General features: G+C 46.1%; 24 protein-coding genes and 3 pseudogenes. 19 read left to right on the plus strand and 8 right to left on the minus strand.

Annotation, left to right across the window (positions count from 1 at the left end; genetic code table 11):
• Positions 1–506: RNA polymerase sporulation sigma factor SigK (gene sigK / locus JMF85_RS12050; protein WP_127609393.1), on the plus strand; the 506-nt coding region annotated here is incomplete at its 5' end.
• Positions 507–682: 176 nt separating this feature from the next.
• Here the strand turns inward: sigK and JMF85_RS12055 are convergent.
• The 4 genes and pseudogenes from JMF85_RS12055 to JMF85_RS12070 form a co-directional block, all read right to left on the minus strand.
• Positions 683–1,311: pseudogene (locus tag JMF85_RS12055) on the minus strand (LysR family substrate-binding domain-containing protein).
• 29 nt (positions 1,312–1,340) lie between these two features.
• Positions 1,341–1,688 carry an integrase core domain-containing protein gene (locus JMF85_RS12060; protein WP_127609387.1) on the minus strand — a complete coding sequence of 116 codons (348 nt, stop codon included), beginning with the start codon at positions 1,686–1,688 and terminating at the stop codon, positions 1,341–1,343.
• A gap of 3 nt (positions 1,689–1,691) precedes the next feature.
• Positions 1,692–2,051, minus strand: a complete 360-nt coding sequence (locus JMF85_RS12065; protein ID WP_127609385.1) for a hypothetical protein — start codon at positions 2,049–2,051, stop codon at positions 1,692–1,694.
• A 93-nt stretch (positions 2,052–2,144) separates the two neighbouring features.
• A complete protein-coding gene (locus JMF85_RS12070) occupies positions 2,145–2,477 on the minus strand; it encodes a transposase (protein ID WP_127609383.1) in 333 nt (110 codons plus the stop codon).
• Between the two features lie 122 nt (positions 2,478–2,599).
• Here JMF85_RS12070 and JMF85_RS28645 point away from each other — a divergent pair.
• From JMF85_RS28645 to JMF85_RS12095, 5 genes and pseudogenes are all read left to right on the plus strand, one after another.
• Positions 2,600–3,521: pseudogene (locus JMF85_RS28645) on the plus strand (fatty acid desaturase).
• 396 nt (positions 3,522–3,917) lie between these two features.
• Positions 3,918–4,728: pseudogene (locus JMF85_RS12080) on the plus strand (MBL fold metallo-hydrolase); the annotation flags it as partial.
• Positions 4,721–4,909 carry a rhodanese-like domain-containing protein gene (locus JMF85_RS12085; protein WP_201318276.1) on the plus strand — a complete coding sequence of 63 codons (189 nt, stop codon included), beginning with the start codon at positions 4,721–4,723 and terminating at the stop codon, positions 4,907–4,909. The pseudogene JMF85_RS12080 and the gene JMF85_RS12085, both read left to right, overlap by 8 nt.
• A gap of 245 nt (positions 4,910–5,154) precedes the next feature.
• Positions 5,155–5,637, plus strand: coding sequence for a DsrE/DsrF/DrsH-like family protein (locus JMF85_RS12090; protein ID WP_201318277.1), 483 nt, complete (start codon positions 5,155–5,157; stop codon positions 5,635–5,637).
• Between the two features lie 92 nt (positions 5,638–5,729).
• A complete protein-coding gene (locus JMF85_RS12095) occupies positions 5,730–5,990 on the plus strand; it encodes a metal-sensitive transcriptional regulator (protein ID WP_201318278.1) in 261 nt (86 codons plus the stop codon).
• 32 nt (positions 5,991–6,022) lie between these two features.
• Here JMF85_RS12095 and JMF85_RS12100 read toward each other — a convergent pair whose 3' ends face one another.
• The 4 genes from JMF85_RS12100 to JMF85_RS12110 form a co-directional block, all read right to left on the minus strand.
• The gene (locus JMF85_RS12100) at positions 6,023–6,637 is read right to left on the minus strand and encodes a Rossmann-fold NAD(P)-binding domain-containing protein (RefSeq protein ID WP_236595835.1); all 615 of its coding nucleotides are present in this window, start codon (positions 6,635–6,637) and stop codon (positions 6,023–6,025) included.
• A 30-nt stretch (positions 6,638–6,667) separates the two neighbouring features.
• Complete coding sequence (locus tag JMF85_RS28045; protein ID WP_236595836.1) at positions 6,668–6,961, minus strand: SDR family NAD(P)-dependent oxidoreductase; 294 nt, start codon at positions 6,959–6,961, stop codon at positions 6,668–6,670.
• 23 nt (positions 6,962–6,984) lie between these two features.
• Positions 6,985–7,572 carry a TetR/AcrR family transcriptional regulator gene (locus JMF85_RS12105; RefSeq protein ID WP_127609375.1) on the minus strand — a complete coding sequence of 196 codons (588 nt, stop codon included), beginning with the start codon at positions 7,570–7,572 and terminating at the stop codon, positions 6,985–6,987.
• Between the two features lie 236 nt (positions 7,573–7,808).
• On the minus strand, positions 7,809–9,023 hold the full coding sequence (locus JMF85_RS12110) for a cytochrome P450 (RefSeq protein ID WP_201318279.1): 1,215 nt from the start codon (positions 9,021–9,023) through the stop codon (positions 7,809–7,811).
• 288 nt (positions 9,024–9,311) lie between these two features.
• Here JMF85_RS12110 and JMF85_RS12115 point away from each other — a divergent pair, with 288 nt between their 5' ends.
• The 13 genes from JMF85_RS12115 to JMF85_RS12175 all read left to right on the plus strand — a co-directional run.
• Positions 9,312–9,893, plus strand: a complete 582-nt coding sequence (locus JMF85_RS12115) for a TetR/AcrR family transcriptional regulator (protein WP_201318280.1) — start codon at positions 9,312–9,314, stop codon at positions 9,891–9,893.
• Positions 9,894–9,985: 92 nt separating this feature from the next.
• Positions 9,986–10,423 carry an RrF2 family transcriptional regulator gene (locus JMF85_RS12120; RefSeq protein ID WP_201318281.1) on the plus strand — a complete coding sequence of 146 codons (438 nt, stop codon included), beginning with the start codon at positions 9,986–9,988 and terminating at the stop codon, positions 10,421–10,423.
• Between the two features lie 137 nt (positions 10,424–10,560).
• Entirely contained in the window at positions 10,561–10,836 is a 276-nt protein-coding gene (locus JMF85_RS12125; protein WP_127609369.1) for an NAD(P)-dependent oxidoreductase, read from the plus strand.
• A gap of 159 nt (positions 10,837–10,995) precedes the next feature.
• The gene (locus JMF85_RS12130; RefSeq protein ID WP_127609367.1) at positions 10,996–11,370 is read left to right on the plus strand and encodes a DoxX family protein; all 375 of its coding nucleotides are present in this window, start codon (positions 10,996–10,998) and stop codon (positions 11,368–11,370) included.
• A gap of 224 nt (positions 11,371–11,594) precedes the next feature.
• A complete protein-coding gene (locus tag JMF85_RS12135; protein ID WP_127609365.1) occupies positions 11,595–12,827 on the plus strand; it encodes an aminopeptidase in 1,233 nt (410 codons plus the stop codon).
• A gap of 156 nt (positions 12,828–12,983) precedes the next feature.
• The gene (locus JMF85_RS12140; RefSeq protein ID WP_201318282.1) at positions 12,984–14,012 is read left to right on the plus strand and encodes a hypothetical protein; all 1,029 of its coding nucleotides are present in this window, start codon (positions 12,984–12,986) and stop codon (positions 14,010–14,012) included.
• A 238-nt stretch (positions 14,013–14,250) separates the two neighbouring features.
• Positions 14,251–14,775, plus strand: coding sequence for a hypothetical protein (locus JMF85_RS12145; protein ID WP_127609362.1), 525 nt, complete (start codon positions 14,251–14,253; stop codon positions 14,773–14,775).
• A gap of 23 nt (positions 14,776–14,798) precedes the next feature.
• Positions 14,799–15,251 carry a hypothetical protein gene (locus JMF85_RS12150; RefSeq protein WP_127609360.1) on the plus strand — a complete coding sequence of 151 codons (453 nt, stop codon included), beginning with the start codon at positions 14,799–14,801 and terminating at the stop codon, positions 15,249–15,251.
• Between the two features lie 127 nt (positions 15,252–15,378).
• Positions 15,379–15,657, plus strand: coding sequence for a hypothetical protein (locus JMF85_RS12155; protein ID WP_201318283.1), 279 nt, complete (start codon positions 15,379–15,381; stop codon positions 15,655–15,657).
• Positions 15,658–15,669: 12 nt separating this feature from the next.
• Positions 15,670–17,553, plus strand: coding sequence for an ATP-binding protein (locus JMF85_RS12160; protein WP_201318284.1), 1,884 nt, complete (start codon positions 15,670–15,672; stop codon positions 17,551–17,553).
• A 221-nt stretch (positions 17,554–17,774) separates the two neighbouring features.
• Positions 17,775–18,311, plus strand: a complete 537-nt coding sequence (locus tag JMF85_RS12165) for a J domain-containing protein (protein ID WP_201318285.1) — start codon at positions 17,775–17,777, stop codon at positions 18,309–18,311.
• Positions 18,271–19,008: a leucine-rich repeat domain-containing protein gene (locus JMF85_RS12170; RefSeq protein ID WP_201318286.1), complete on the plus strand. Its 738-nt coding sequence runs from the start codon at positions 18,271–18,273 to the stop codon at positions 19,006–19,008. Before JMF85_RS12165 ends, JMF85_RS12170 begins: the two co-directional genes overlap by 41 nt.
• Positions 19,009–19,060: 52 nt before the next feature.
• Positions 19,061–19,723, plus strand: a 663-nt coding sequence (locus tag JMF85_RS12175) for a PD-(D/E)XK nuclease family protein (protein WP_201318287.1), incomplete at its 3' end; no start/stop codon positions are given.

Consider the following 19,723-nt stretch of genomic DNA (forward strand, 5'->3'; position numbering starts at 1 on the left):
TCAAAAAATTCGATAATACGGGGGAAGATTTGGAGGATTTGATCTCGATCGGTACGATCGGGTTAATCAAAGCGATCGAGTCGTTCTCGCCGAACAAAGGAACGAAGTTGGCTACATTCGCAGCTCGTTGTATCGAAAACGAAATCCTGATGCATTTACGATCCCTGAAGAAAACAAAGAAGGATGTATCCCTTCATGACCCCATAGGAACGGACAAGGAGGGAAATGAGATTACGCTGATCGACATTCTCGGCTCGGAGGCCGACGATGTCGCGGATAAGGTAGAGCTGAAGATTGAGAAGAGCAAAATATACCGCAACCTCGATATCCTGGATGAGCGGGAGCGGGAGGTTGTCGTCGGCCGGTTCGGGCTGGAGCATGGCGGCGAGGAGCGGACACAGCGGGAAATTGCGAAGGAGCTGGGGATCAGCCGTTCGTACGTTTCGCGAATTGAGAAGAGGGCGCTGATGAAGTTGTATCATGAGTTTTATAAGGCGAAGAGGTGAGAGACAGGAAACCAGCTGACCCCGGTTGAGAAACCGGGGTCAGCTTTCATATTTTTGTGCTCATAACACATAAACGAACTTATATCACCTCTATAACTATCTGCCACGCGATTATGCGATTTATGATTTATTGAAAATCAAGCAGATAAAAAAGGTTTTTTCACCTAAGGCGAGCATCATCTTTTATATCGAAAACCGGGTGTCATCAAACGTAAACCTTCACTACGCGAGATTTGTCCTCTAAATTCATCTAAAAAAATCTGTAGGGAAGGATTCGTATATTCTTTTCCCCAGGCAATCACCCAGTCATATGTTATGTTTTGATCTTCGATTTTTATCATTCTGTGGTTATCACATTCAAAGCAACTGACACATTGAGGAAGGATGGATATTCCCATACCAGATTCGACCAAAACAAATAATGTTTCCATACGATCTACTTCGAAGGAAATCTTTGGAGAAAATCCTTCTTTTGCACATAATTTGATAATATAATCATACCCCTCTGGCACTTCTTTTCGTGACATGATTACAAAAGGTTCGTCCGTTAAGGAAGATAGGGGGATTTTGTCATTGGTTGACAAACGATGATCTTTACTGTACTAAATGTTTCCCAAGTAAGGGTAGCGAATTGTTGCAGGTTATGGGAAATGGTAAAGCCTACATCGATGTCCTTATTGGCTAAGGACTTTATAAGTAACCCTGTATTAAGTTGGGTCATAATTACTTCAATTGACGGATACGTTTTTCGAAACTTCCTTAGGCGGCTAAACAACCGAATTATTGAGTCAAGGTCACTTAACATGCTTCTTGCTTAGAATTGCTCCAAAATGCTTAGACTTTTATAATTTTTGGACATTCTTGTCCTGTTGCAACCGCCTTACGGAACTGCTCAGGCGCAAGATCGTTCAGACTCCCATGCATACGACGCTTATTATAAAACTCAATATAAGCTGTAACGACACTGTAAGCCTCCTGGTAGGTCGTAAACTCATGCTTCTGCAGACACTCTGATTCGAGCACGCTATGAATAGATTCAATGTGAGCGTTCTTATTCGGCGTTCTAGGTGGAATACGCTCGTGGATCGTTTCGTGCTTCAGACAAGCTTCTTCAAAGACATGGCTAATAAACTGCGGCCCATTATCTGTTCGAACGACAGGACGTTCTTGAGTTTGAAACAACTGTCATTTCCACAGGCCACGCTGTACAAGAGCTGCTGCGTGTTTTCCTTCGCAGGAGAGTCCGAAGTGAAAATCGATAATCTCTCGGTCACAAACATCCAACACGCAGAGTAGGAAGAAGAACCGATGTTCTCCTGCGATGCAGCCGTACTTGACGTCCATTTCCCAGAGTTGATTCGATGCCGTAATCTCTCGATTGTTTGCCAGCCTGCGGGGGAATGCGTTGCGTTTGCGCCGCTGCGGCTGCAGAAGGTTCATAACCTTCAACAGACGATAGACCTTCTTTTTGTTAATGAAGCCCGTACTCTCGTCGTAAAAAGATCGTGAGCTTACGATAACCATATACATCGGTTTCATCGCCACTGACGAGCTCACACAGCCACTCGCAGATCTGCTCATCACCGACGATCTGTAAAATGCGTTTAGCCGCATGTCCCAGCTTAATCCATTTGTCGGCTATTTTAATTTTGTCCGATAAGCTGGGTTCTGCTTTTTTAGCAAACCACGTAGTACAGCGATCTCCAGATCTTTTTCACCAAGCAATTCCTTCAGTTGCTTATTCTCTCCTTCGAGAGAACGAAACTCTTGTGGGGAAGGAACATACGCTTTTATGGTCTTGGCTGACGGTTCGGTCTGTTGCCAATCGGTATGATCCGCCTCATTCATCCACCGGTATAACACCTTAGGATTAAGGTTATGTCTGCGTGCAACCTGTGAAGCATTTCCAACTTCTTTTGCTTCCTGAATGATCTGTTGTTTGAACTCCAATGTGAACCTTCTCCGTTGCATTAAAAATCCCCTCCATTGGTTCTGCTTCTAGCTTACACTGTTAAGTGGATTAGACTCAAATCCAATTTCGGGGCTTAAGAGATACCATCATCTGGTTCGCTGCACTCCTAATCACGGGTGTTATAGCGTACCGCGCATGGGGGACATGGTGGGCGGTTCCGGCATTCGCAGTTTACGGCGTTCTCTGGGGTACATGCGGTGATTCCCGACAGCACGAATCCGGACACGGAACACCATTTAAGACGCCTTGGATGAATGAAGCCCTTTATCAAATTACATCCTTTATGATTCTCCGGCCTGCTACGGTTTGGCGATGGAGTCACACTCGTCACCATACCGATACCATCATTGTAGGAAGTGACCCTGAAATTGTCACCGAACGGCCTCCCGTATGGAAAATTATTTTGATTGAATTTTTCCGGATGTTTGTCGTCGTAAAAGATTTTAACAGGACTATGATACATTTCTTTGGTAAGATGATCGAAGAGGAAGAAAAATATATTCCTTCCTCAGAGCACAAAAAAGTGTACTGGGAAGCGCGTGTTTTTATACTCGCCTGTTTGGCTGTGATCCTTTCGTGCGTTTACATGCGAAGCATACTGCCGGCCATGTTTATCGGCTTGCCGGTTTTTTTACGGCTCTTGGCTTGGTTGGTTATTTGTTCTTACGCAACACTTGGGTCTTAATGAAGATGTTCTTGATCATCGTTTGAACTGTCGTACCTTCTATACCAACCCAATTATTCGTTTCCTTTATTGGAACATGAACTATCACATCGAGCATCATATGTTTCCAATGGTACCGTATCATGCACTGCCAGCCCTACATAAAGAGATGAAGTCTGACTGTCCAGCGGCAGCCCCAAGTCTATGGGCGGCTCTTAAAGAAGTTATTTCGGTGCTTATAAGGCAACGAAAGGATCCCGCGTATAATGTTGTCCGTCCATTGCCGGCCACAGCGCGGCCGTATCGATATGGTCCCCACCCGTTTGGAACGGTGGTTTCAGACGTGACAGATGTACAGGAACTAAAGGCTACGCGGTGAAAATAGATTCGGGCAGATCATGTATGATGATCTGCTCTTTATGATTATTACAACTTTTCTTAAAGACAAATGCGGAACTGCTAAAGTAATTTAAAAGTTGACGAATGAGAAAATGTTTATTATAGGTGTTTACATACCTATATGGGTATATGTAGAATAAGAGGGGCTAACTTCAAATCCAATACATGTCTCCGTACAAAAACTTGGTTTAAGTCGGGATTTTTTTTACTCTTTTATATACCCCTATGGGTATTTGAAGGGGAAGAGCCCTATGGGATATGACATGGTTCATTACCATCTTCGTCATCGGCTTCTTGAGCTCATTCATGGATTTCAATTTTATTTGAATTTTGAATACCGGAGGGAAATCAGATGAATGATGTGCAATTGCGTGGAATGAGCTCGGCAGAATTGGCTAATAAAGTTTTGAACCATGAGCGCATTTTTATTTTAGATGTTCGTAATGAAAGAACTTTAAGGATTGGAAAATAGAAGGTAAACAAGTTCAAGTAATCAATATGCCTTACTTTGAACTGCTTGAGGGTGTTGATGCCGTTCTTGATAAAATTCCGGATGATCAAGAAGTTCTGGTTGTTTGTGCGAAGGAAGGTTCCTCAATATTTGTAGCGGAGCAATTGCTTGAACAAGGTAAACAAAACATCGCTTATCTCCTTGGCGGTATGAAGTCTTGGAGTGAACATCTGGAACCGGTCAAAGTTGGGGATCTGAAAGATGGAGGAGAAATCTATCAATTTGTACGAATCGGCAAAGGATGCCTGTCTTACATGGTCATATCCAATGGTGAAGTTGCTGTGATTGATGCCGTTCGGATGACTGAAGTTTTTGCAAGCTTTGCAAAAGAAAATAACGTTACAATCAACCACACCATCGATACGCATCTTCACGCTGACCATATCTCTGGTGGTCGACAATTAGCCGAAAAAACCGGGGATTTTATTGGCTCCCGCCTAAAGATGCAGCTGAAGTTGTGTTCCAATATTCTCCCGGCCATACCATTGGAAGTACATCTTTAATTGTTGACAATCAATATTTACTGTCCGGGGATATTCTATTCGTAAAGTCCATTGGTCGCCCTGATTTGGCTGGCAAAGCGGAGGATTGGGTTGCTGACCTCAGGACAAGCCTGTATGAGCGTTATAAGCAACTATCGGAAGATTTAATCGTGCTTCCTGCCCACTATGGGAGAGCTTGAGGAGAAGATAAGCCAGCTTGATCCAAGCGGTGAGTATTATGTGGTTTGCCGTACCGGACACCGGAGTGATATAGCATGCCAAAGGTTAACCGAAAAAGGATTCAAAAGTGTTAGAAATGTAACCCCTGGTATGTCGCAATGGGCTTATGCAGTCGAAAAAGAAGAAGATCAATAAGGATAGAAATTCAATTATATACCGCATGGGGGTTGGATGGAGGAGGATCGAAAGTGACAATATTCTTAATATTGTGAAATATATAGATGCCGATGCATTTTCTGAGTTTATAGGGGATCAACCAAGGCCTATTAAGATTCTTGATGCTCATCTAATGGATGGTATGCCTGGTTATCATTTGTCTAAGGAGAAGCAACCGGAATATGGTAGTCTTCGTTCATTAAAACAAAATGGGGATGGAATTCATGGGAGAACAAAAAGAAAAAACAACGATTGTTCTTTTTAGCGGGGAATTGGATAAAGCTATCGCGGCATTCATTATTGCAAATGGAGCCGCCGCGTATGACCACGAAGTAACGATTTTCTGTACCTTTTGGGGGCTGAATGCACTTCGAAAGGATGAAGACGTTTTGGTGAAAAAGGGATTTCTGGAGAACATGTTCGCTAAAATGATGCCGCGCGGCGCAGACAAACTTGGACTATCTAAGATGAATTTCGGCGGCATAGGTCCGAAAATGATCAAGCACGTCATGAAAAAACATAATGCCTTGACTTTACCCCAATTAATCGAATTGGTGCAAGAGCAAGGCGTTACATTAGCGGCTTGTACCATGACCATGGACTTGCTCGGCTTGCAGAAGGAAGAGCTTTTAGAAGGTGTTGAATATGCGGGTGTAGCAGCTTATTTAGGTGATGCTGCCGATGCGAAAGTGAATTTGTTTATTTAGTAGTAAATTATCCTTCCTTCCTGGTTGTTTTTCGTTACCCATATCGGCAATAATATACCTATACCGGTATCAATCGAAAGGAAGGATTTAATATGAAATACGATGATGATGTAAAGAAAAGATTAAAACGTATAGAAGGTCAAATTCGCGGTGTCTTGAAAATGATGGAGGAGGATCAAGACTGCAAGGATGTCGTGAGCCAAATCTCCGCCGTTAGAAGCGCTGCGGATAAAGCGATTGCTTACATTGTAGCGGTGAATTTGGAGCAATGTATTTTGGAGGAAAAGGAAGCCGGAAGAGATACAAGCAAAATGGTTAAACAAGCGGTTGAGTTGTTAGTGAAAAGCCATTAAAGCAACCCTTCCCGGGCATCCCTTCCGAAAAATTAACCTTCAGTCAGCGTAGTGCTCAACTTCCATATTTTTTCAACATTTTGAGCATCAGTCGCATAGCTGGGATAACTCCCTGATCCGAATATGTTCTTCAATTGTGCGATGCCTGTTTCGTTTGGTGATGGCTGAACAATCTCTCTCTTATGGTTAATAAGCTGGCCGGTAACATTCTTAAATTCATCCGAGGTGCAAATGTGAAAATAGCTATCGGCCATGCCTGACGGTAAAGGATTAGTCAGATTTTGGGCCCAAGCAAGTACTTTCCAAAAGGAACGCATTTTTTTAATCGTCTCTTTTGATAGTTTTACCCGGTTAATTTGAAGGGCATTGACTTTGATCCCCTGGCTTTTAAATTCTTCTGCCATTTTGAAGGTTAGCATCAATAGCGCCATTTTCGAATCACCGTACATTTTATAAACGCTATAAGGCCGCGTGTCGCGGAATTCGCCGCGCAGATTATCGAAGTCGATTTTCCTTTTCGGGTCGAAGAAATGTTTGATGTTTGTGGTGCAAGCATGAAGGATTCTCGGGTCTTGCGATTTTTCGAGATGATCTGCTAATAAACGAGTCATCAAAAAAGGACCGAATGTGTTCGTAGCAAAAGTCAATTCGATATGCTCGGGGCTAAGTTTATACTCTTATTCACCATGGCTTAAGTAGGCGGCGTTATGGATCAGAATGTCCAAGCGCGGGTATTTGGCTTTAAAAGCTGAGCAAAATGTACGAATAGAATCGAAAGAAGAAACATCAAGCTCCATCAGATCTACGTGAGTATGGTTTGAAACTTCAGTGATTTCTTTTTGTGCGGCTCTACTCATCTCCATATTGCGGCAAGCCATGATAACACGATATCCTTCTGTCGCAAACTTTAGTGCTGCCGCTTTACCTATTCCCGAATTTGCTCCTGTAATTATAACGATTTTGTCTTTCATGTCGATCCTCCTGTTTTTTCACCCTAATTTTGTCCTTCCAAATTCCCTGCCTTACGCATTTGAGCAGCGTCAATGATATCCATGGCCGTGCTATTTAATAGGTGAATCATCTTTTCCTCATCAAAATCGTCCGGCAGCAATCCATTGGCCACCATGACGGAAAGACCTGTCTGGAAAATTTTCATTTTTAATAAAATGGTCATCAGTTCCCCGTCTGTGAGGCCTTCGAGATGGGGGTCTTGTTTCATCAGCTCCACAAGCATGCCCATTTCATGATCATGATCGTTCATGTACTCATTTTTCTTCATGACCAGGTCTCGAAACAGGACACTATACTCCTTGGCGAACCGCAGACTGGCGACTCCTATATCATGAAACGGATGCCCTGTATTTTGTTCCATCAACAGCTGTTTGCTAATAGCAAAGGTCTTTTTGATAACCTCTTGGATCAGTTCGTCTACCTCTTTAAAATTGACATAGATGGGAGCGATGGAACTCCCCAGCTTCTCAGCCACCTTCCTGATCGTAATGCGATCAATGCCTTCTGTTCTTGCGATTTCAAAAGCTGCATCGATGATTTGGTCCTTCTTGAACTTTGATTTAGGTGCCATCTCGTACTCCTTGAGTCCATGTATGTCTTGTGATACATATCATATGATCTATATCGATGATTATACAACATTTTCAGTTTTGTGGTTAGATTACGCTGCCAATCCAAATCATTTATTGACAAGTTCAAACGGCGAAAGGACAGACGAATGATTACATTCGGCCTGTCCTTTCCTAATCTCCTATGCAGTTGCCTCGATCCTTTTAACGTCTCATCGGCTGTCGTTGCCCGATCTGATTATGGAGCCAAGAGGATTGGAAAACTTCTCAGTCCGTATACGGCACTGTTTTCGATCGCATCTACAGTAAAGTTTTCCGGTAACGAGAGTGAAGCGTATTTTTTGATCAATTCGGTTAAGGCAATTTCAGCTTCGAGCCGGGCTAAAGGAGCACCCAAACAAAAATGATTCCCGTGTCCAAATGCTACATGATGATTCGGATGACGGTGAATGTCAAATACATCAGCGCGATCAAATTTGTTCTCGTCCCGATTTGCGGATCCTACGAAAACAATTAGAGGTTGTCCCTTTTGCAGGTGTTTGCCCCGGATCTCAACATCCTCTTTCACGACCCGTTGCAAGATCGGAGCTGGAGCGCGATATCGCAGTGCTTCTTCTACTGCGTTTGGAATGAGTGATAGATCATTTCTAAGCTCTTCATACACGCCAGGGGTTTCCAAAATACTAAATACGGCATTTGAAATCAGATTAGTAGTAGTTTCGTTTCCAGCCACCAGCAATAAGTTGCAGAATGGTACCAATTCCTCTGCGGAAAGTTTCATGCCTTCTTCTTCAGCCTGGATTAATATTGAAATGATATCATTACCTGGATTTTCACGTTTCTCCTCAATAATTCCATGGAAGAATTCAGCAAGCTCCAGTTCACCTCGGACCTTTGTTTCCATCCATCTTTTAATTTCTTCTTCGCTACCGTCCTTCGGAGTGCTGACAAGAATGTCGGACCACTCTTTAAATTTATCGATGTGCCCAGCCGGCACACCAAGCAGCTCAGATATGATAACGACGGGCAAAGGATGGGAAAAGTCTTTCACAAGGTCTATTTCGTTGCGGTGAGACGCCTGATCAAGCAGTTCTTTTGTGATTTCCCGAATGCGCGGTTCCCATTCCTTCATCACCCGTGGCGTGAAAGCACGGCTTACAATCGAACGAATTTGGGTGTGTTTGGGGGGATCCATATTGAAAATTGTTTGTGACAACGAGTTTTCGCGCGTTACAGTAAAAAACTGATTGGAGAAGGTATCTTTGTCACTTAATATCCTTTTCACATCTTCATACAAAAACACGCTCCATATGCTCGCTTGGTCATCATAATGAACGGGCGATTCCTTTCTCATTTTTTCGTACCAAGGAAATGGATTATACGCGCTGCCAGCTTTGGCTCTTACTTGGCTGATGGCGGTTCTCAAGCTTTGTTCATTGTTGGATGGGTTCATGCATTTCACTCCCTGGGTTGTGTTTGAGCTGCGGAAAATAATGAATTAAATTCACTGAATTAAATTCAGTCAAATTCATTATAAATCAATTTGCAGCTGAAGTAAAATCACGCTCACTCGGTACAATTTATCACCCTGTTGTGTAATATCCGCGCAGGCATCTAGTCAAAATCTACAGTGGAGAGTACTAAGAGTTGCTTTTGTTTAACCTGTGTTTTAAACTTCATTTACAAAGCTGGTAATCATCAATCTACGGATACGCTAATATCAGAGTAGGGGCATCGAACCATGAAAAAGTTAACCAAAAGGAAAGAACAATCTATTCAAACCAAACAAAATATTTATGATGTGGCGTTGGAGCTCATGAAGAATAGGAGCTTCAAGGAAGTGACAATTGAGGAAATAAGCAAAAAGGCTGGTGTATCCGTCGGCTCCTTTTATTACTACTTCAGTTCAAAGGAAGATATTTATATCAAACTGTTCCAACAAATGGATGAGGATCTTTTTCGCGATTTTGACGCAAAAGGATATTCCGGGCCTATCATCCAAGTGATTCTGGACTTTGTTATTCAACTTGCCAGGTATATAACCGATCTGGGGTTAAATATTACGAGGTATAATATTTTTACGGATGATACCGTTTTTTATCGCAAAGACTTGTATATGAACACTGCTTTGCAAAAAATCATAAAGCTCGGTCAGACAAATGGAGAACTCACAACTAAAATGAGTGAAGAGGAAATGGCTGATTATTTGCTGGTCATTGTCAGGGGAATCGTACTTGAATGGTGCGTCAACAATGGCGATTACTCGTTGGAAGAAATGATGCTGAAGTTTATGAAGCGGATTCTTTCATCTGTCACTTCATGACGCTCACTTGCACATACAAATATCTTGTTCTATGATGTGCTTAATACAGTTGCATTTAGAGCTTATACAGCTGTTCTAAGGAGTGATATTAAATGAGTACAGCAAACCGCGGAGTTAACATTGGGCCTCCCCGTTTTAAAATAGCAGTTCACTCGATCGTCTGGTTAGCTAAAAGCGGCAGCGTATTATCGAGTGCCATGATCGCAAACCAGGTTGATTCGCACGCAACTTTTATGCGCAGAGTCATGCATGCGTTAGCGACAGCAGGTATCGTTGAGTCAAGGGGTGGCCGAGAGGGAGGGTATATCTTACGGAGACCAGCAGATCAAATTACGTTAGGTGAGATCTACATTGCAGTTAGTACGGGGTTCGTGGAGCCTGAGTTTGATGTTAATTGCGGAGAAGCCGGTGAACAACTCGACGTTGAACTGGAAAAAATTCTCCATGAAGCCGAACAGCGAACGATTGAATACTTATGTCAATATACGATTGCGGATGTAATGAATCGCGTCGAATTTTTCGTGATGTAATATTTTTTCTGCAAGGTACTAGTCAAACCATTATAAACCAACTATAATGTGCTTAATTGAGTTGCAGTTTCGGCTGCTCTTTTATTTTTAAATATAATGTGCCTCTTATAAGCACAAATAAACGAAGGAGCAAGAGAATGAAGATAACCGTTTTTGGATCAACCGGCCCTTTAGGAATGGAGTTAATTAAACAGGCACTTGAAGCGGGGCATGCGGTTGTTGCATTTGCCAGAAGTATAGAAAAGCTCAGCCACCTTACACACGAAAGATTGGACATAATCAAGGGTGACCTGTCTAATCGGACAGAAATCGAACGTGCTGTAACTGGAGTTGATGCCGTCATCAGTTTACTGGGTCCAAAAGGAAAGGTAATGAACACCGAATTGAGCGATGGAGTAAATATCAAGAGCTAGCATTGCTCAATTTATGCTGGATCAAGCGGCAACCGCTGAATATGTTAGAAGATCGCCTGCAATTAGCAATTAGTTCATACTACGGGGTGAAGCATGGGGAAACTTAATGTTATATGTGCCTTAATTGATTGCATATAATAAAAAAGAAGGAGTGATCAGATGGATATTTTGGCATTCGTTTTGCAAGGATTGCTGGCTCTAGCGTTTTTAATGGCAGGATTGGGGAAAATAACAGGTTCCAAGATGCATGTTGAAGGCTTTAAACATTGGCGGTTGCCGCAATGGTTCCGAGTTGTTACCGGTATCGTTGAATTCGTCGGTGCTGCGGCATTGATTATCGGCTTTTGGGAATCCAGTTGGGCGGCCGCGGGCGCGCTTTGGCTTGGTGTTACGGCCATTGGGGGAATCTTGGTTCACGTACGAGTCAAGGATTCGTTCAAGCAAACGTTCCCGATCGTACTTCTTGGCCTATTATCTCTCATTGTATTTTTTATCCGCTCGTCCGAGCTTTCCGATTTTCCGGGGTTTAACTGATGAAGCAACTGCTCTGTTACAAAATATTCAAATGGTTATGAGGCAATGATTAAAAAAGGCAGTATAGAACTCGCCAGCTGAGTTTTATACTGCCTATATTTTATGATTTTCCTGCTGGTGTACGGCCAGAAGTGATCATAGGCGGTGGTGACCGTCCATTTTTTGCTTTCCGTCGCGTTTGCTATACAATAATAAGAAATACATAGAACCTTGGAGGGATGACAATGTCTGAATTTCAACAATTATTAAGCAAGTATGCCGAGCTAGTCGTCAAGATCGGTGTCAATATTCAGAAAGGGCAGACGCTGGTCGTAAACGGTACGATTGATTCTGCCGAACTGGTTCGCTTGATTGTAAAAAAAGCTTACGAATCAGGCGCTTATTTGGTCAAAGTGAATTGGACCGACGATACGGTATCCCGTTTGCGGTATGATATGGCGGCAGATGAATCGTTCCTGGAGGAGCCGAAATGGTATGCCGGGGAAATGCTGGAGCTTGTCGAGAAGGGCGCGGCGGTTATCAGTATCGTATCGTCGGATCCGGATCTGCTAAAAGGCGTGGCCCAGGAGCGGATCGTCAACTATCAGAAAACATACGGTAAAGCGATGGCTAAGTACCGGCAGTATGTGCAGTCCGACAAGTTCAGCTGGTGCGTCATTGCGGCTCCTTCGAAAAGTTGGGCTGCGAAGGTATTCCCCGGGCTGCCGGAGGAAGAACAGGTTAGCAAGCTGTGGGAGGCGATTTTCCGGACGGTGCGGGTTGATCAGCCTGATCCGGTCAAAGCGTGGGAGGAGCATATCAGCAACTTGAACCGGAAATCGGACTATCTCAATGCCAAGAAGTATAAAAAGCTGCATTATCTCGCTCCCGGCACAGACCTGACCATTGAGCTCCCCGAAGGCCATATTTGGGTAGCTGCCGACAGCATCGACGAGCGGGGGAATGCTTTTGTCGCGAACATGCCTACCGAGGAAGTGTTCACCGCGCCGTTAGCCGGCGGGGTCAACGGTACAGTATCCAGCACGAAGCCCTTAAGCTACGGAGGCCATCTGATTGATGAATTCACGCTTACATTTGAGAACGGGCGTATTGTCAATGTAACCGCCGCGCAGGGTGAAGAAACACTGAAAGGCTTGGTCGAGATGGATGAAGGCTCGCATTACTTGGGCGAAGTTGCGCTGGTTCCCCACCGGTCTCCGATTTCAGAGTCCAACATCCTTTATTACAACACACTTTTCGACGAAAATGCTTCTAATCATTTGGCTATCGGAAGCGCCTACGCTTTCTGCTTGAAGGACGGAAAAAAGATGTCACAGGATGAGCTGAAGGAAAAGGGGCTCAATACGAGTATTACCCATGTCGATTTTATGATCGGTTCGGGGGAAATGGATATTTTCGGTGTGACGGCCGACGGTACAGAGGAGCCCGTATTTAAACAGGGCAATTGGGCATTTTGATAAGACGTGCATGAAGAAAGGCTAAATACGGCTCAGCATTGAGGAAGAGTCAGCTGGTCCCGGAGATCGAAGTAAGCATATTAGGTGCCCCGCTTTTGCACCTAATATGCTTTTTTGTACCAACATCAGCAAGCCCTTGAAGGAGGCCCTCCAGGCATGAGAGAAGATCAGAAGCCGTACCAGATCATCCTCACGATGGTCAAAAACAGAACGAAATTGAAGGACTGGGTCATCTCGGAGACCATTCGAGCGGGAAAAGCGATTTTAGAGGAGAGAGAGAAGAAGGAGAAGCCTAATGTGTGGGATCGCATCTACGATGATTTCGATCTCCCCGAGGATTTGCCGCGAAAGCTCAGAGACCTGAAAAAACTGCAGCTGAAGGATTTTTGCGGCATGGAACCGCCTCAAAGGAAATGCTATAACCAGTTTGTCCATTATTGTTCGATGCTCTCCGAAGGGCTAGGCGCCGAGCCGAGCCTTAAGACGATAAGCGATAGCATACAAAGAGACCTGCAGCTTTACTTAACCACGATCCAAGAGTTTGTGGCAAATTACAACCTTACTCATCCCGTCGTGCAGGAAAAGGACGCTCCGGCTGCCTTGCCCCCGGAAGGGACGGTGAACCTGGAACCTGCGGAAGAGAACTCAGCCGCTCAAGCGGCCGGGAAGGCTGCAGCCCATGCAGCTATCATGCACCATTCCACTAAGGCAGGGGAAGGGAGGACGACGTTCTTGGACATCAGGGTAGTGAAGCTGAATGAGCTTATGGAGACCTTTCTCGATGAGATGAATATGTTCCATGCGGAATCGACCTGGGAACATATAGCCGACCATGCGGAATATGACCGCTTTATCGTGATGAAGAAACAGACGACCTTTCGGTTCAACTCGCATTATGGGGATATGGTGTTTACCGTCTTTGAAGCCCCTGTTGAAAATAATGTATATGTGATCTCGCTGGGGCCTATGGACGATGAGGTCGAAGTGGTGACCTACGAACGGATGGAGGAGGCCATTTCCGCGATTATGGAGTTTATCCATTCAAATCATGATTATGCGCTTGATCACTTGGAAAGAACGTATACGAAAACGTACGAATTGGCCGATGGAGTGACCCATACCGAGCGTTATTCCTATGACACCTTGTCCTCGATTAGCGACAAAATAGCCAAGCTGCTGTCCTAGGCTAAAACAAACGCAAACCAACCGCTTCCCTCGGGGAACGGTTGGTTTTTTTTGTTCCCTTCTGCGGTGAAATCGGGGAAAACGGGGATTGCGGGGATCGCGTTACAGGCCGTGTTCAAGCCGTATACTAAACCTGTCGAAAGCATGCGGCACTTCAGCGGAGGGCAGTAATAAAGAACCTTGAGCTGCCACCCGCCGCTGGTGCTGACAACCCACGATTCCAAGGAGGCTGATTCTCATGTCCAGTTCGAAGTGCGTGTCCCAACAGATCCAGTACCTGATACTAAGCTCGATATTTGACGACCCGGATTACCAAAGCTCAGGCATAGCGGCAAGAAACCTGCTCGTGATTCTTTGCGAGAATAAAGCGAAGTGGCTGCAGGTCGGCGTGGAAAGGGCGAACAAGTCGTTCGAAAAGCGCATTCGTTGGGCGCTATCGGCGCTGGTCAAATCCCATGCGCTCCAATGCTCGGGGAACGGGACCTATCGTATGGGCAAGCAATTTCACGAGGTCTTGAAGGAGCTGACTTACGATCTCTGTGAGAAGCTCGAGGTACAGCTGGACTTCTGCGGACTCGGCTGCGAGGAGATGGAGCAGTTGTCGACAAACCGTGAGAGGCTCATGAAGAGCCTGGAGAACGGTACCGTTGCGATCCGTATCCTGGAATCGGAGCGGGATAAGCAACTCCATCTGTTCACCGCGGAGCAGGTTACAAGACTGGCTCGGCATAGCGTAGGTCTTCAGATCTACAGCTACGCCTGATTCAGAAGGGGGCCTTATTCCGAATGGACATTAAGGTTACTCCGTTGTACGAGATGATCGAGGGCTTTCTTGAAGAGATGAATACCATCCATGCTGAAACGACATGGGAGCGTATAGCTGAGAACGCGGATTACGACCGCTATATCGTCACAAGGAAGCAGGAAACGGTCATCTTACATTCCGATTATGGAGATACGGCTTTTCGTATTGTGGAAGCCCCCCTGGAGAACAGGATCTATGTCCTTTCCATGGGGCCTATGGACGATGAGGTGGTCATCCATCTGTATGACGCGATGGAGGAAGCCATCTCATCGATTATGGAGCAGCTGAACGCAGGGAGCCCGGAAGTCCGTGTGGATCATATCGAACGATCTTATATCAAAACCTACGAAGCGGATGGCTATATGAAAACCATTCACTACGCCTACGATACCGTGTCCTCGCTTAGTCTTAAAATTGCGAAGCTGCTCGCGTAAACGGGGGAAGCGGGGATTTCGGGGACCCCGTTTCGGCCGGCCGGCATGACCTATACTTGTTTTACAGAACACGAAAGACGTACAAGCTGCTTCATCAAAGAAGATGACGAATTAAGGAGGAGTTACCGTGATCCAGCATCGCATCCCTTTTCAATTTCTGGTTCAGGAAGGCCGGCTGACCAGTCCTCTACTCGAGGATAAGGAATCCTTCATGCGCCAATGGCAGGCCCGCAGCGTTCAAGTCACGATCACAGGACATCCCGAAAGCTCGCTGATCGTGATCACGGACTTGGCTGACACCATTGAAGCCATGCTTCCGGCAGACGCTTCGTATGAATGGGAGTTCATCGCCTCGGTCCTTTCCGAGCCCCATCAATTTATTGCCGAAATCACGGTGTATCCTTAAGGAGGACTTCAAATGCTCAAGCTGATTAGCGCAAGGACTCGTTCCCATAGTTTACAGACCGGAGAGATCATGCAGTACCTTCCGCTGCCGGAGTTAACGTATAAGGAGCTAAAAGCCGACTTCAAAGCTGCGCCGCATCTGGCCGTGATTGACGAGCTGGATTTGTCGGGGGCAGGGGGAGTGCTGGTCAAATGCAAGTACCGCGAGGATGGAATTTTGGCAGCAGCCTACTTGTTTAAGAAGTTTGAACTGCAGTCAGGACATCAGCTCAATGTGGCTGAGCAAGAGGAGGATGACGACGCCGAGACGGATGCGGACTACCCTTCCGGCGAGGAGCCGTATGACGGTGAACCGAAGGGGAACGTACCGCATGAGGTTTATTCCATCCTCTACAAGGAGGAGAACCTAACGAGCCTTCCGGTCATCACTTCCCGGGAATTAAGCAACGCTTACAATCAATCGCCGCCGATGGCCGGCGGCTTCGGCTTCCATCCCTATCAGCCCAGTTGGGGGGAGGAGAGTAAGACTAAAAAGCCCTACTGGTTTGAGGGAAAGTATCCTCTAGTGGTTACCGAGGGGCCCATGAGCTTTGTGAAACCGACGGAGGCCTTTAAGCATGTGGGCCGGTTTATCATTTACATCATGGAGGAATCGAGTTTTTTTCCGGAAGAGGATCTTCCAACGGATACGGAAACGATTGACAACTTTGAGAAAACGCTGCGGTTTGAATTGGACTTTGAGGGCTGCCGGATTGCCTCTCCTTCGAGCGTTTATTTACAGGGTGTGATTGCCGAATGCGCCAGGGAACAAGGGTACAGCCTATCGAATACGGTGGACCGCGTCAAGCTGATTGAGCTCCTCAAAAGCTACCGCGGTCACAGCTTTGCCAGCTATCAGGATATAGAAATCTTGGTCCGCAAAGCAATTAAAAAGAAGAAGAGCCGCTCGAAAACATTAACCAAGGCTGATTTCGACAAGGTGTTTATCATTGGCGAAACGCACAAGAAGGCTTCCGCTGCTTTGAAGCCATCCGGTGCCGCAGCACTGCTGGATCAAATGATTGGGCTGGACGACGTGAAGGCTCAATTAGTCCGGGTCGTAAAGCGGATGAAGTTCGATAAGCAGCGCAGTGCCAGCGGCCTGAAGACGTCGGCAACCCACATGGCGGCCGTATTCATGGGCAGCCCCGGCACGGCCAAAACGACGACAGCCCGCATCTTCGGCCAAATGCTCTGTGAGGAAGAGGTGCTCAATAACAACCAATTTGTCGAAGTGAGCCGTAAAGATCTCGTCGGGAAGTATGTCGGCTGGACAGCCCCCACCGTAGCAGGTTTATTCGGAAAAGCGAAGGGTGGAACTATTTTTATAGATGAAGCCTATAGCCTTATGAGTGAGGGACAGAAGGATGGCTTTTCCGACGAGGCCCTGTCGGAGATTATCAGGCAGATGGAGAACAATCCGGATACCCTTGTTATTTTTGCCGGCTACACGGATAAAATGAAGCATTTTATACAAGAAGCGAATCCGGGCTTGCGTTCAAGGCTAACCAACATCATTGCCTTTGAGGATTATACGCATGAGCAAATGTGGGGGATTTTCAATTACTTTGTGACGAAGGAGGAGTATGTTCTGGCGGATGCTCCCCTCGTGAAGGAAAGGGTGGAGGAGTTTATTGAGAAGATGAAAGAGCTCGGCCCCGGGAATACGGGGAACGGCAGACTCATGCGTAAGCTATTTAAGTCGGCCGTCAGCTATATGGCGGAGCGGGAGGCTCAGGACCTGAGAACATTGACATTATCCGATGTCGAACAGGCGGCAGCTGAGTTATTCAGAGCGGAAGCGGCGGTCTTGCGCGAACAGCATGCGACAGGCAGCAGAATCGGATTTGTCGTTTGAAGCACCCGTTGTATACAGCTGATCCGCACTTTGGCCATGAGGCGGCGATTCGGATGAATTGCCGCCCCTTCGGGAGCATGGAGGAAATGGACAATGCTGTCTTTAGGCAGGAAGAACTAGGATGACGCCATTTTTTGGGTCCATCCCATTTCACTAGACTCATTAGTAAGGTAGAATATAGAAAAGGCTCAGAAAATTTCAACCCAGGATGAAGGTGTAAGATGTATATTAATGATCCTTATGTAGTGCTGAGCGTCTTGCCGGATGCCGACGAGAAAACCGTACAAAAAGCGTATCGCACGCTGATGAAAAAATACCATCCCGATATCAGCACCGAAATCAACAGCACCGAAATTGCCAAGAAAATCAATTTGGCCTATGAAATGGTCTTGAAAAAGTTCCGGCATCGTGATGCTTCCGATGCGCAGGATGCTCCTGACATGGAGGGTGCGGAGTCGGGAGGGGAGGCTTCCTTTGAAACTGGGCAGGAGGCCATGCATACGTTCAGCGTACCCGGTATGGGCGGCGGTTACTTTTCCATCGGTGAATTTCAGCTGCTGCATCTAAGCTATAGAGGCCCCATCCTAAGTCTGGCGGAGCGTATGGGCAAGGGGGACTTTGCCGAGCAGCACTTCGATGAGATTTTTACACATATTTACGACAGGCTTCATCCCAAGAAAAAAAGAAGCTCGGCAAGCGAAGCCGGATGCTCCAGTAGTGTGGACGGATGCGGTAACCTTTGCGGATATGTGCTTTGAAATCATTTTGCGTATCGTGCTGGGCAAAGTCACGGAGCCGATCCGACAGCAGGAGCTTAACCGGATTACGGAGCTGGATCTATCGTGCCCGATGCTGAGCGATATCGAGGATTTAAAGTACATTCCGAATATTCGAGTGCTGGATGTATCGTTCACGGGCATCGAGGATACGAATCCAATCGAACAGCTGAAGCATTTGGATACCCTGCTCCTTTCCAAAAGCGATATCCCGTACCCTCCATCCGCGCCTTTAAGGGTCAAGGAGCTGTATATGAGCTATTGCAGCGACCTCCAGCTGGAGCATATCGGTCTGCAGACACAGCTGGAATTGCTCGATGTCTCAGGCAATGACCTTACGGATTTAGGCCCGATCGTGCAATTGACCGCCTTAACGGACTTGATCATATACAACAACAGTCTGACGAGGCTGGACGGGATCGGCCGTCTTCAGCAGCTCAAGCGGCTGGATATCTCCTTGAATCCGATCACGAATATCTCCGAGCTGGCTCAGCTTCCGGATCTGGCGTACATCAACCTCAACTGGACCCGGGTCGAAGATTATTCACCGCTGCTTCAGATGAACACCCTGCGATTTGTCGATGTGAGCTATGTCAGCGATTCGGTGCTGCAGCGGTATGAATCGCTGTGGCAGGAGCTCGAAGGCAAGGGTGTCACGGTAAAGAAAATACCGGATTGAACTCGGGAACGGTGCGAATGGATCGTTTAAGTATCTCTAGGGAGGATAGACGTTGGAGACTCATACATTGGAAATCCGAATAAACGAGCTGCTGCAGGACCCCAATTTTCTCAAACTAAAATCGCTTCAATCCAAGAGCAACCTGTTCGAAATTATCGCGGCCTCTCATACCGAAATGTGGCACAGCGCCTTTGTGAAATGGATCATCGATCCCGGGTCCAGCCTGGGCTTAGGCACCTTTCCGCTGCAGCGTTTTTTATTTATGGTCAGCCGTTACGGCGTGTTTCATGAGGAGGCGGTGGTCGTACTGGATTTAGCCGCCATTGTGGACGAGGAAAAGCTCAAGCTCAGCGAAATGCTGTTCCAAACCGAATATGCGGACAGAAGCGGAGAGGATAAGCTTAGGCTGGACATCATCGGAACGAACGATGTGCTGAGAATTACGATTGAAAATAAAATTAAAGCGAACGAATCGAAGGATCAGACCGAGAGGTACTATCACTATCTCCAGCAATCGACCGGCAATTTTGAATACGATCTGATGATCTATTTATCCCCGGACGAGGCCAAGGCGCCTTCCTCCAGCAAGTTTATTCAGATCAATTATCAGTTGCTCTGCGATCATGTGATTAAGCCGTGCCTTCAGCATCCGGAACTTACCCCGGAGAATAAGTTTTTGATCCTGCAATATCTGGCGAATCTAGGCAAACCGATT

It is taken from the genome of Paenibacillus sp. EPM92, from assembly GCF_016586185.1.
In the GTDB taxonomy this organism is placed as follows: domain Bacteria; phylum Bacillota; class Bacilli; order Paenibacillales; family NBRC-103111; genus Paenibacillus_G; species Paenibacillus_G validus.